At 71.5% G+C, this 12,325-nt stretch carries 10 protein-coding genes and 1 pseudogene; 3 read left to right on the forward strand and 8 right to left on the reverse strand.

Annotated features, from left to right (window positions below; translation table 11 throughout):
• Positions 1 to 13: 13 nt before the first annotated feature.
• From RM445_RS24260 to RM445_RS24275, 4 genes are read right to left on the reverse strand one after another with little or no spacing between them, the layout of a single operon-like run.
• Positions 14 to 1,036, reverse strand: coding sequence for an ABC transporter permease (locus RM445_RS24260; protein WP_311559146.1), 1,023 nt, complete (start codon positions 1,034 to 1,036; stop codon positions 14 to 16).
• A gap of 17 nt (positions 1,037 to 1,053) precedes the next feature.
• Entirely contained in the window at positions 1,054 to 2,043 is a 990-nt protein-coding gene (locus RM445_RS24265) for an ABC transporter permease (RefSeq protein ID WP_311559147.1), read from the reverse strand.
• Positions 2,036 to 3,601 carry a sugar ABC transporter ATP-binding protein gene (locus tag RM445_RS24270; RefSeq protein WP_311559148.1) on the reverse strand — a complete coding sequence of 522 codons (1,566 nt, stop codon included), beginning with the start codon at positions 3,599 to 3,601 and terminating at the stop codon, positions 2,036 to 2,038. The genes RM445_RS24265 and RM445_RS24270 overlap by 8 nt, the downstream gene beginning before the upstream one ends.
• Positions 3,602 to 3,632: 31 nt before the next feature.
• The gene (locus RM445_RS24275) at positions 3,633 to 4,733 is read right to left on the reverse strand and encodes an ABC transporter substrate-binding protein (protein ID WP_311559149.1); all 1,101 of its coding nucleotides are present in this window, start codon (positions 4,731 to 4,733) and stop codon (positions 3,633 to 3,635) included.
• A gap of 149 nt (positions 4,734 to 4,882) precedes the next feature.
• Here RM445_RS24275 and RM445_RS24280 point away from each other — a divergent pair, with 149 nt between their 5' ends.
• Both RM445_RS24280 and RM445_RS32480 read left to right on the forward strand, forming a co-directional pair.
• A complete protein-coding gene (locus tag RM445_RS24280) occupies positions 4,883 to 5,917 on the forward strand; it encodes a LacI family DNA-binding transcriptional regulator (protein ID WP_311559150.1) in 1,035 nt (344 codons plus the stop codon).
• Positions 5,918 to 6,244: 327 nt separating this feature from the next.
• A complete protein-coding gene (locus tag RM445_RS32480) occupies positions 6,245 to 6,856 on the forward strand; it encodes a GNAT family N-acetyltransferase (protein ID WP_397469391.1) in 612 nt (203 codons plus the stop codon).
• Between the two features lie 67 nt (positions 6,857 to 6,923).
• Here RM445_RS32480 and RM445_RS24290 read toward each other — a convergent pair whose 3' ends face one another.
• Positions 6,924 to 7,811 (reverse strand): pirin family protein, encoded by an 888-nt coding sequence (locus tag RM445_RS24290; RefSeq protein WP_311559232.1) that lies wholly within the window; start codon positions 7,809 to 7,811, stop codon positions 6,924 to 6,926.
• A gap of 199 nt (positions 7,812 to 8,010) precedes the next feature.
• On the opposite strand from RM445_RS24290, the gene RM445_RS24295 reads away from it, so the two are divergent.
• Positions 8,011 to 9,183, forward strand: coding sequence for a macrolide family glycosyltransferase (locus tag RM445_RS24295; RefSeq protein ID WP_311559151.1), 1,173 nt, complete (start codon positions 8,011 to 8,013; stop codon positions 9,181 to 9,183).
• A gap of 126 nt (positions 9,184 to 9,309) precedes the next feature.
• On the opposite strand, the pseudogene RM445_RS24300 reads toward RM445_RS24295, so the two are convergent.
• The 3 genes and pseudogenes from RM445_RS24300 to RM445_RS24310 all read right to left on the reverse strand — a co-directional run.
• Positions 9,310 to 10,032, reverse strand: a pseudogene (locus tag RM445_RS24300) (zinc-binding dehydrogenase); the annotation flags it as partial.
• A gap of 121 nt (positions 10,033 to 10,153) precedes the next feature.
• Positions 10,154 to 10,627 (reverse strand): nuclear transport factor 2 family protein, encoded by a 474-nt coding sequence (locus RM445_RS24305; protein WP_311559152.1) that lies wholly within the window; start codon positions 10,625 to 10,627, stop codon positions 10,154 to 10,156.
• Positions 10,628 to 10,641: 14 nt separating this feature from the next.
• Positions 10,642 to 12,306 carry an FAD-dependent oxidoreductase gene (locus RM445_RS24310; protein WP_311559153.1) on the reverse strand — a complete coding sequence of 555 codons (1,665 nt, stop codon included), beginning with the start codon at positions 12,304 to 12,306 and terminating at the stop codon, positions 10,642 to 10,644.
• Between the last annotated feature and the right edge of the window lie 19 nt (positions 12,307 to 12,325).

Raw genomic sequence — 12,325 nt, forward strand, 5'->3', positions numbered from 1 at the left:
GGTATGGAGACGATCAGGCGAGGGCGGCGCGTCGGCCCCTGGTCAGGCGCACCTGCAGCAGCACCACGACGAGCAGGAAGGCGCCGCGGATCACCGACTCCCAGTAGGAGCTGATCTGGAGCCCGCCGCGGCTGTTCTCGAACACGATCACGTTGAAGATCAGCTGCAGGAGCAGCACGCCGACCAGGGTGCCCAGCACCGATCCGACGCCCCCGGTGAGCAGCGTCCCGCCGACCACGACCGCGGCGATGGCGCTGAGCTCCCAGCCCTGCCCCGCGGCGGCGTCCACCGAGCCGGTCTGCGCGCCGAGGAACGCCCCGGCGGTGCCCGCCAGCGCCCCGGACAGCGTGTAGACCGCGACCTTCGTACGGTCCACCGGCAGGCCCATCAGCCGGGCCGCGTCCTCGTTGCCGCCGACGGCCAGCACGTTGCGGCCGAAGTCGGTCCGGTCCAGGACCAGGGCGCCGACCGCGAAGAGCAGCGCCACGATCCAGAACGACACCGGGATGCCCAGCAGTTTCCAGGCGCCGAAGGCGGTGAAGCCGCCGGGCTGGGCCACCGCGGACCGGGCGTCGGCGAGGTAGAGCGCCAGCCCGCGGGCCACCAGCAGCGAGGCCAGCGTGACCAGGAACGGGGCCAGCCGGAAGCGGGCGATCAGGACGCCGTTGACCAGCCCGGCCACGGCTCCGACGGCGACGGCGGCGAGCACGGCCGGGACCAGGCCGGCGCCGCTGAGCTGGACGGCGACCACGCCGCCCAGCGCGGCGACCGAGCCGACCGACAGGTCGATGCCGCCGGTCATGATGACGAAGCACATGCCCAGCGCGACCAGGGCGTACTTGGCGTCGTCAGCGAGCACGCTCTGCACGTTGAAGCCCGTGGCGAAGCTCTCGCCGTAGCGCAGCGTGCCGAACACGACGAGGACGATCAGGGCGATGAGCGCGCCCTGCTTCTGCAGGACCCGGCCGATCCGGCCAATGCGGGCCGGGGCGGTGGTGGTGGACCCGGTGCTGGTGGACCCGGTGCTGGTGGACATGGGGACTCCCGACGCGCTCAGCGGGCCCGGCGCTGCAGGAACAGCGCGACGACGATGACGACCCCGGTGACGATCTGCGCGATCTCGCGGGGGACGCCCTGGGCGATGAGGGTGTTCTGCAGCAGCCGGAGCATCACCGCGCCGACGACGGTGCCGACGACCGAGATCCGGCCGCCGGTCAGCGGGGTGCCGGACACCGCGACCGCGGCGATCGCGTCCAGCTCGACGCCCAACCCCACGTTGTTGGCGTCGGACGCGGCGGTGATGCCGATGACCACCAGGCCGACCAGGCCGGCCAGCGCCGCGGAGGCGATGTAGGCCACCATCGTGACCCGCCCGGTCCGGACCCCGGCCAGCCGGGCCGCGGCCGTGTTGCCGCCGGTGGCCAGCAGGGTGCGCCCGTAGCCGGTGTAGCGCACCACGAACCAGAGCACGGCCGCGACCACGATCATCAGCATCACCGGCATGGGGACGCCGGCGATCCGGCCGAGGCCGAGGAACTGCAGGCCGGGGTTGCGGAAGCCGGTGAGTTTGCCGCCGCTGAGCAGTTGCGCGATGCCCCGGCCGGCGATGAAGAGGATCAGCGTGGCGATGATCGGCTGCACCCCGTAGCGCACCACCAGCGTCCCGTTGAACACTCCGCACGCCGCAGCCACGGCCAGCGCGAGCAGGACGGCCAGTGCGGGTGGGAGCCCGCCGAGCACGGTCAGTGCGCCGACCTGGCCGGCGATGGCCATCACCGAACCCACCGAGAGGTCGATGCCGGCGACCGCGATCACCAGGGCCATCCCGAGCGCGACGATCGCCACCGGCGCCGCCTGGCGCAGCTGGACGTCCATCAGGGTCTGCCACGAGAGGAAGTTGCGCGTGAAGACCGCGTTGTAGGCGAGCAGCAGCACCAGGAGCGCCGCGGCGCCGTACTGCCGGGCGAAGCCCGTCCACGACCGGCCGGTGGGGCGGCGCGTGGCGGCGGGAGACGTCGGCCCGGCAGTGGCCGTCTCAGTCATGGACCTCGTCCTCTTCCCGGGACCCGCTCGGTTGCCGCGAGCCGGTAGCGGCGGTCCCCTCGGCCATCGCGTGCAGCATCGACTTCTCGCTGATGTCCTCGCCCTCCAGCTCGGCCACGGTGGCGCCGTCGCGCAGCACCACCACCCGGTCGCAGTCGGTGATCAGCTCTTCGAGCTCCGAGGAGATCAGGAGGACCGACAGTCCGTCGTCGGCCAGCTCGCGGACCAGGTTCTGGATCTCCTGCTTCGCCCCGACGTCGATGCCGCGGGTCGGCTCGTCGAGGATGAGCACCTCGGGATCGGTGCACAGCCAGCGGGCCAGCAGGACCTTCTGCTGGTTGCCCCCGGACAGCTCGCTGATCTTCTGGTCCGGGCCGGCCAGCTTGATGTCGAGCCGCCGGATGAACCGGTCGACGATCTCCTGCTGGCGGCCCCGGTCCACGATGCCGCGGCGGAGCAGGCGCGGCAGCAGGGCCAGCGTGATGTTCTCCCGGACCGACAGGTCGGGGATGATGCCCTCGCCCTTGCGGTCCTCCGAGTTGAACCCGATCCGCGCCCGGATCGCCTCCTGCGGCGAGGCGAACCGGACCGGCTCGCCGTCCCGGTGGATCTCGCCGTCCGTGACGGGGTCCGCGCCGAACAGGGCGCGTGCCGTCTCCGAGCGACCGGACCCGAGCAGCCCGGCCAGGCCGACGACCTCGCCCCGGCGCAGCGTCACCGACGACCCGTTGAGCACCGGGGCGCGGCGGAGGTCGCGCGCCTCCAGGACGGTCGGGGCGGCCGCCGTCGCGGTGGCGCCGACGTGCTGTCCCCGTCGCTCGGACTCGGTCAGCTCGCGGCCGAGCATGGTCGAGACCAGGTCGTAGCGGGACAGCTCGGAGATGGGCGAGTCGGCCACGGTGCGGCCGTCGCGCAGCACCGTGATCGTGTCGCACACCGCGTACAGCTCGTCGAGCCGGTGGGAGACGAACACGATCGCCACGCCCTCGTCGCGCAGCCGGCGGATCACGTCCAGCAGGGTCGCCACCTCGCGCTCCGCCAGCGACGACGTCGGCTCGTCCATGATCACCAACTTGGCGTCGAACGAGAGGGCCCGGGCGATCGCGGTCATCTGCTGGGTGGCGATCGGGTACTCGACCAGCGGGCGGGTGACGTCGACGTGCACGTCGAGAGCGGCCAGCCGCTCCCGCGCCTCGGCGTTGACCGCCTTCCAGTCGATCAGGCCGAACCGGCGACGGGCCCGGCCGATGCAGATGTTCTCGGCCACCGACCGGTACGGGACGAGGTTGACCTCCTGGTAGATGGTGGCCAACCCGTTCCGTTGGGCGTCCTGGGTCGAGGTGAAGTCCACCGGGTTCCCGGCGAACTCGACCTGGCCGGCGTCGCGGCGGTAGACGCCGGTCAAGACCTTGATCAGGGTGGACTTGCCGGCGCCGTTCTGCCCGATGAGGGCACGGACCTCGCCGGCTGCGACGCTCATGTGCACGTCACGCAGCGCCGGCACCCCGGCGAACGACTTGTCCATGCCGCTGCACCGCAGCAGTGGCTCCTGGGCCATGGCGCCCCTCCGCGATCCGCGTCGAGCCGCGTCAGTAGGCGCTCTCGATGTTCTGCGCGGCGTTGGCCTTGTTGAACAGCCGGTCCTCGAGCACGAGCTTCACCGGGACCTGGCCCTCGGCGTACTGCTTCATCGTCTCGAAGGCCTTCGGCCCAAAGCGCGGGTTCGACTCGACGCTGGTGTAGAGGTCACCGGCGTCGACCGCAGTCAGCGCGTCCCGGGAGCCGTCGATCGACACGACCTTGATGTCCTGGCCCGGCACCTTGCCGGCGGCCCGGATCGCGGCGATCGCGCCGAGCGCCATCTCGTCGTTGTGTGCGTAGACCGCGGTAGCGTCGGGGTGGCTCTGCAGCAGCGTCTCGGTCACCTCCTGGCCGTCGGCCCGGGTGAAGTCGGCGGACTGGGAGACCACGACCTGCAGGCCGGGGCACTGCGTGATCGTCTCGTCGAAGCCCTTCTTCCGGTCGATGGCCGGCGACGACCCGGTGGTGCCCTCCAGCTCGATGATCGTGGCGTTGCCTCCGGTGGCCTGCGCCATCGCCCAGGCCGCGCGCTTCCCCTGCTGCACGAAGTCCGAGACGATCACCGTGACGAAGTCCTCGCCCGGCTTCGCCGCGGCCGGGTCGACGTTGCGGTCGAGCAGGAACACCGGGATGCCGGCGCCGGCGGCCTCGGCCACCACGTTGCCCAGCTGCTCGGTGATCGGCGCGACGAACATCGCGTCCGGCTTCTGCGCGATGAGGCCCTTGATGTCCTGGATCTGCTTGGACTGATCGTTGTTGGCGTCGGTCACCGTGAGCTGGTATCCGAGCTTGGTGGCCTCATCCTGCATGCTGGCGGTCTCCGCGAGCCGCCACGGGTTGTTGCTGGCGTTCTGGCTGAAGGCCACCTTGTAGGTCGGCTTGGCCTCGAGCTTCGGCGCGCCGCTCGCCATGGGCACGCCCGTCGGGGGCGCCGAGTTCCCCGGGTCCGGGGCCGAGGCCAGCGGGCAGTTCGCCGCGGCGGCCGGTGGCGCGCCGGCACCGCCGCCGCCGGCGGCCGGGGCCGAGGGAGCGGCATCGTTGGAACATCCCGCAAGCCCAAGAGCTGCCACCGCCACACCGGCGAGCATCGCCCTGGTTCGGAGTTGCATCGGTGGACTCCATCCCGTCGTTGGGTGAGAAAACCGGTTCTCCGGCGAGAGCATGGCACCGTGTCCACGGGTCGTCAACATCCGATTCCGCAACAAACGTGCTGTTGGAAACCGGTTTTCCGCGCTACGTTGAACTGAGGGGGCTACCCATGGGGGATCACGTTGAACCGGCGGGCGAGCGCGTCCGTCTCGTGGACGTGGCGCTGGCCTGCGGCGTCACGAAGTCGGTGGCCTCACGGGCGCTGAACGGCGATCCCAGCCTGACCATCCGCCCCGCGACCCGGCTACGGATCCTCGCCGCGGCGCGGGAGCTGGGCTACCGGCCCCACGCCGGCGCTCGCGCGCTCGCCGGCGCCCGGACCCGAGCGCTCGCGCTGCTCATCCCAGACCTCAGCAACCCGGTGTACTCCCGGATCGTCCGCGGCGCCTGCCGGCGGGCCCGCGAGCGCGGCTACGTGGTGCTGCTCGTCGAGGACACCCCCGCCGACGGTGCCGACGAGACGTTCGCCGACCTCGTCGAGGAGGGCCGGGTCGACGGGCTGCTCATCGCCTCTGCGCGGCCCGACCACCGGTTGCTCGCCTCCGCGCGCCTGGACCGGCTGCCCCACGTGTTCGTCAACCGGGAGATGCCGGGTTCCGGGCGCAACGTCGGGATGGATCTCGCCGAGGCCAGCGCCACCGCCGTGCGCCACCTGTACGCGCTCGGGCACACCGGCATCGGCCTGGTGTCCGGCCCGGCCGAGCTGTATCCCGCCCGTGTCCGGGAGCAGGGCTTCCGCGATCAGATGACCGGGCTGGGGCTCGATCCCGGCTGCTGCGTCAGCGCGCCGTTCAGCGAGGAGGGTGGGTCGCAGGCGGCCCGCCACCTGCTGGCCCGGCGACCGGCGCCCACCGCGCTCTACTGCGGCACGCTCGGCCAAGCCATCGGCGCCCTGCACGCCCTGCACGTCCTCGGCCTGCGTGTCCCCGAGGACGTCTCCGTCGTCTCCTACGACGATCTGCCCCTGGCCGACTACCTCAGCCCACCTCTGACCACGGTGGCGATGCCGCTGCTCGAACTGGGCGCGGCGGCGGTGGACGCGGTGCTCGACCAGCTCGAGGGGGCGGCGCCGCACGACGTCGCCATCCCGACCTTGCCGGTCGTCGTCACCCGGGCATCCACGGGTCGCGTGCCGACGAGGTGAGGCGCCGCGCCCCGGCCGGCGCCACCCCGTTCCGACGCCGTGCCGGGCCGACCCGTCCGGTCGCCCGCCCGCTCCACCGCTGCATCGTCCGTCGCTGCGCCTCCCGCCTCGGTAGCGCTGCGCAGCAAGTCAGGGACATGAACTCGGTTTTGGGCACCCACAGGAACTGACGAAGCTGGAGCCACACTTCGGCGCCGAGGTGAACGATCGCGCAAAGCGGCGGAATGCGGCGTCGGTCGATCGGGGGACAGCAGGACAATCCCGCCAAGGCCCCAATCGACCGACGGTGCAAGTGCACAGCGGCGCGCACCCTTCAGCTGCCGGGAATTGCCCGGAACTGCAAGAAGGGAAACTCCGATCAACACCGCCACTACCCGCGGCGCCGGCAGCACCAGGATCAGTAACGATGCCGAGCTTGGCGCCGCCTCTGCCAGGAGTCTCGTTCGCATCCGCGAGATCGGGCCTGGCGACGGCGACGTCGTCGACGAGGTCTTCGCCGGGCTGTCCCGATACAGCCGCTACCTGCGCTTCCAAGCCCCGGTCGCCGAGCTCTCGGCTGCCACCCGTCGGAGCTTGACCGCGTTGGACGGCCGGACGCATGTTGCGCTTGCGGCCTTCAGCCAGGACCGTCCCATCGGCATCGTGCGGATCATCGACCTCGGCGACGGGCGCGGGGAGCTCGCCGTCGAGGTCATCGACCGCTGCCAGGGCTGTGGAGCCGGCACCGAACTGTTGCAGGCGGCCCGGAACCGGGCTGCGGAGCTGGGCTACCGCGAGCTCGTCGGCGAGATGCTCGTGGTGAACGCTGCCGCTCTCGCGGCCCTGCGCCGCGTCTTCGGCGTCGTGCGTGTTCGTCGCGATGGTTCGGAGCTGACGGTAACCGTGCCCGTCGACGGTGAGCCGGCGCCGGCTGACCGCGTGGAGCGACTCGTCGCGTAGTGAACCCCACGGGCTGGTCGCTATCAGGTCGGCGTGCCGGGGGCCTCGCACCCGTCCGGATCGGTCCCTATCCCCAGGCGCTGGGATCGCCATGGTCGGGCGGCGTCAGCCGGGGCTTGAGGTGGACGGTGGGCATCGGTGGTGCCGGCAGGCGTTGTACCTGGCCGCGGTACCCCTCGACCCGGCCGAAGCGCTCGGACGCGGCTTCCCATTCCTCGCGGAAGCCGGCGATCTCTTCGTGGCTGCGGCCGACGAAGTTCCACCACATCAGCACTGGCTCGGTGAACGGCGTGCCGCCGAGCAACAGCACCCGGGCAGGTCGGTCGCCGGGGTTGGCCACCGTCAGCCGGTCGGCACCGGGGGACAGGTAGCCCATCTCGGCGCGGACCAGCTCGGTGCCGTCGAGAAGGACCGGCCCGAGGTCGACGAGCACGCCGTGCTCGAAGTCCGCCGCGACGTCGAGGGTGAGCTCGGCGTGCGGGGCGAGCACCAGCTCTGCGCCGAGCAAGGGAGTGTGAGTGATCACCGGGGAGGTGTGGCCCGCCAGCGTGCCGAGCAGTACGCGCGCCGTGGAACCGCCGAGGTGGACCGCCGAGGGCACGTGGTGGGTGAAGTCCCGGGGCCGGTGCCGGGCGTGGTCGGGCAGCGCCACCCAGAGCTGGACGCCGTGCAGGCTGCTGGTGCCGCGTGTCGAGACTTCGGAGTGCGCCACGCCGTACCCGCCGGTCATCAGGTTCAGCTCCCCGGGCCGGACCATCGCGTGTACGCCGCTGCTGTCGCGATGCTCGATCTCACCGGCGAACAGCCAACTGACGGTCTGCAGGCCGGTGTGCGGGTGCGGGGGCACGTCCATCCCGCCGGTGTCAGTGATGTCGTCGGGGCCGTAGTGGTCGGCGAAGCACCAGGCGCCGACCAGAGAGCGGGCTCGTTGGGGCAGCGTACGGCGCACCGTCATCGCGCGCGGACCGCCGAGCGGCACCTCACGGCTCGTGACCACCTGGACGTTGCTCACCGACCCACGATGGCACAGTTCCACGTCTCCGGTCTGCGGTCGGCGCAGGTCGGTGGACAGCGCCGAGTACCGACGCTCCGCGGGTGCCGCCCGTGGTGTTACTCGCTGGCGGTCTGATCGGGCGGGTGCCTACGGTCGCGGCGTGTCGCGGCTGGTGCTGTTCGCGTGCTTGGCTGGTCATGGGCATGTGACGCCCACGCTTCCGCTGGTCGCCGAGCTCGTGCGGCGAGGGCATCGGGTGGAGTACGCCTGCGGACCTGAGTTCAGGGAGGCAATCGGGCGGGCCGGTGCGCAGTGGGTGGCGATGCCCGGACTGGCGCCGTTCGTCCCTCCGGCGCAGGTGGGCCCGGAGATCGTCGCCCTGTGGTTCCGGCACTTCTTCGCCGGCCTGGCGGCGACCTATCCGGTCCTCTTGGCGCATTGCCGCGCGCATCGGCCCGACGCAGTGGTGTACGACGCGACGAATTGGCCGGCGCGGTTGGTCGCACGCCGGATGGGCCTTCGGGCGGCGCGCACGATCCCCAACCTGGCCGAGAACGAGACGTACTCGCAGGTCGACGACGCGCTCACCACCGGTCTGGAGGGCGACCCGCAGATGGCGGCGTTCGCCGACGACGTCGCGGCGTTCGCCGCGGCGCATGGAGTCGACATCGACGTCGCCGGGACCATGGACGTCGTCGAGGATCTCAATCTGGTGTTCGTCGCACGGGCGTTCCAGCCCGCCGGGGACAGCTTCGACGACAGGTTCCGTTTCGTGGGAGCGATGATCGGCGGGCGCGAGCAGGTGCAGTCCTGGTCCTCGCCGCACCCCGGGCTGCCGCTGCTGTTCGTCTCCCTGGGATCGATCTTCACCGGCCGTCCCGACTTCTACCGCACGTGCGTGGAAGCCTTCGGCGACGGCCACTTCCAGGTGGCGATGACCATCGGCGATGTCGATCCCGCCGACGTCGGCCCGCTGCCGCCGACGGTGCAGGTCGCATCGTGGTTTCCGCAGCTCGCTGTCCTGCGGCAAGCCCGCGCCTTCATCACCCATGCGGGGATGAACTCGACGATGGAAGCGCTCTACTACGGCGTACCCATGCTCGCGCTTCCTCAGATGCCCGAACAGGCGGTTAATGCCGACCGCGTCGCCGCGCTCGGCCTCGGAGTGAAACTCGACCCGCAGGCCATCACCGCGGACGCCTTGCGCAGCGCCGTCGCTCAGGTCACCGTGAGCCCGGTGATCCGGACGAACCTCCATCGTATGCAGGCCGAGGTGCGTGACGCCGGTGGAGTCGAGGCGGGTGCCCAGGCCATCGAGGAGTACCTGGCATAGCAGCACCGTGCGTGCAGGAGCCGACCACGAGGCTAGACAACCTGATGCCGGACGCGGACGACGAGTTTTGCCGGTGGCGCGGTTGTGTTCCATGTCGTCGTCGGCCTGGCGCACTTGCTCCAGACCGTTGTAGACGCGATCCACAGGGAAGGTCAGCTGACCGGCCGCGACCGCGTCGAGGATCTCCTGAAAGGCCTCCCGTGGCAGGTCGGCGGCGTCGCCGAAGTAGCCCGCCAGGCGCACACCCTTCGGCAGGTACTCGTTCGGGGAGAAGCCCCGCACCGTGTACTGGTTGGAGAGGCTGCCGCCGAAGCAGGCCGTGCCGTGCACCCGCACCGCGCGCAGGGTGTCGGGCAGGGTCGGCGTGCCGACGAGATCAGGGGCGGCGTCGACGCCGTCCGGATAGAGCTCTCGCACGGCGGGCGCGACCTCGCCGGTGTCGAGCAGTGGGTGGTCGACACCGTGCTCCTGCAGCGAAGCGAGGCGGCCGGCCTGCCGGGTGGTGGACAGCACCGTGGCGCCGCGCCATCGGGCCAGGGCCGCGGCGGCCAGGCCCACCGAGGAGGTACCGCCGCGGATCAGCACGGACTGACCGGGCTTCAGGTCCAGGCCGATGGTGAGTGAGCCGTATGCGGTCTGCACCATCTCCGGCAGGGCACCCGGCACCTCCCACGGCAGGTCGGTGTCGACCGTGATGACCTGGGACAGCGGCACCGACGTGTACTCGGCATAGCCGCCGTCGTAGGTGCCGCCCATGTCGCCGATCATGGCGACGACCTTCTGTCCGGGAGCCAGCCCGCTGTCGACCGGGGCCGCATCGACGATGCCGGCGGCCTCGATGCCCGGCACCCGGGGAAACGCGGGAGCGGGAGCGTCATCAGCCGGAGGTTGTCCACCGGGCCGGGGGCGGAGAGCCGGACGGCGCGCATCGTGGTTCGCGACGACGTCACAGGCCTGCCTTCTTCCTCGGTCAGGCCGGGCCGGGCCGGTCGAGCCACGGGTAGCGGGCCGTGTCGCCGCCCGCGTAGTCCGGGTCGAGGTAGATGAAGCAGCGCTGGATGAGGAAGTCGCGGACCTCGAACACGTCGCACCAGCGCCCGGCGCCCCAGTCCGGTACGCCCGCGCGCCAGGCGCCGTCCTGGTGCTCGCCGTACGACGTGCCCTCGGCGACGATCGTGTCGCCGCCGGAGAAGACCCAGTTGAACGACGCGTAGTCGTGTTTGATCGACTTGAGGGTGCCGCCGATGTCGCCGAAGAGGCGACCGATGGACTCCTTGCCCTCGGCGATGCCCCACTTCGGGAAGTACACCTGCGCGTCGTCCGCGAACAGGTCGAGGATGCTGCCGCCGGTGCTCGTCACCCCGGCGTTGTCGAAGGCCTTGAGGTACTCGAGCGCGACGGACTTGCGCTGCTCGTCAGTCATGGTCTGAGTGGCGACGGCCATGGTCTTCTCTCCTGTCAGGCGGTCGGGACGAGGGCGGGGCGCTCGGCGTGTGCCGCGGACGCGGCGCGGTGGGCGAAGGCGATGATCGGGCCAAGGGTGGCGCCGCCTGCCCAGTAGGAGTTGCCGGAGGCTGATGCGACGCAGTTGCCCACGCCGTAGAGGCCGGGGATCGGGTCGCCGAGGTCGTCGAGCACCTGGCCGTCCGGCGTGGTGCGCGGCCCGCCCTTGGTGTCGAGCGTGCCGCCGGTGACGAGGGCGGCGTAGTAGGGGCCGGTGTCGGCGAGCGGCCACATGGTCGGGTTGGTGCGGCCGGGCTCCTCCTTGACGGGGCCGTTGAAGATCATCTGAATCGGTGTGCCGCCGCGGCCGAAGTCCTCGTCGCGCCCGGAGGTGGCGAAGCCGTTGAAGCGCGCGATGCTGTCCTGCAGCGTCGGCAGGAACCCGTCGGCGAGCCGGACTCCACCGGTACGGGCGGCGACCGAGGCCAGGCGGGCATCGACGGCGGCGGCCAGCTCCTCCAGCGTCTCGCCGCGGATGACATGGGAGTCGTCCGCGCCCGGCGGGACGATCAGCCGCCCGTACTCGTCGCTGGCGCTGTGGTCCTGGCTGCGCTGGTCCCAGATCTGCACGAGCACGAGGTCGGGGTAGGTGCCCGTGCTGCCGTCCCAGCGGAAGAACGCCTGCGCCAGCTCGTTGTAGGGCAACTTCTCGTTGACCACACGGCGGCCGCGGGGGTCGACGAAGAGCATGGAGTCGCCCGCGACGGAGAACATGCCGACGAGGTCCGGACGACCGGAGCGCTCCAGCGGCACCGGGCACATCCAGGCCGAGTTCATGTTGCGCAGCTGCGCCCCGACCGCGCTCGCGATGCGGACGAAGTCGCCCTCGTTGGTGGCGGCGGCACAGCCGGGGAAGACCGGGGCGCGCAGGAAGTTGGTGCGCAGGTCGTCGTCGTGGGTGAAGCCGCCGCTGGCGAAGACGACGGCCTTGCGCGCTCCGACCCGCTGGACCCGGCCGTCCGCGGTGCTCGCCTCGACGCCCGCGACCCGTCCGCCGCGCAGGATCACCCGCTGCACGCGGTGGCTCGTGCGGATGTCGACGCCGTCGCGCTCGGCGGCGGCCGACATGGTCCGGACCGCGTGCTTGCCGCCGTCGGACATGGACTCCGAGGCGTCGACCGGCACGAGCACACGGCCGTACGGTGCGGCGTCCTCCGGGATCTCCGACCAGTAGTCGGGGACGGCGGGGCAGTGCCGGTAGGGGAGCGCGCCGCGCTCGCGGAGCAGCTCCGTGGCCGGACTCGCACTGTCGTAGATCGCGGAGAGCGCCGCGTGCTCCCATTCGGTGAGCCCGAACGTCGGGCTGTCGGCGTCGTACCGCTCGGGGTGCGAGAGCCGGGCGACGTAGCGGAGGTAGCCCTCCTTGGTGTCGCTCAGGCCGGCGGCGCGCATCGGCTCGTTGTTCGGTACCCAGTACCAGAAGGCGGCCTTGTTGGCGGTGCCACCCAGCTCGGCGGCCTTCTCCAGCAGGATCACCTCGTCGCCGAGCCAGCGGGCGAACAGCGCGGTGGGCAGGCCGCCACCCCCGCCGCCCACCACGACGACGTCGGCCTCGACGTCGAAGGGCAGGTCGGGGGAGGCGGGACGGGCGGTTTCGCGTGGGGCGACGGACGGGGTCACGGCGACTCCTTCGACGGCG

Source organism: Pseudonocardia charpentierae, from assembly GCF_031845345.1.
GTDB classification, from domain to species: domain Bacteria; phylum Actinomycetota; class Actinomycetes; order Mycobacteriales; family Pseudonocardiaceae; genus Pseudonocardia; species Pseudonocardia charpentierae.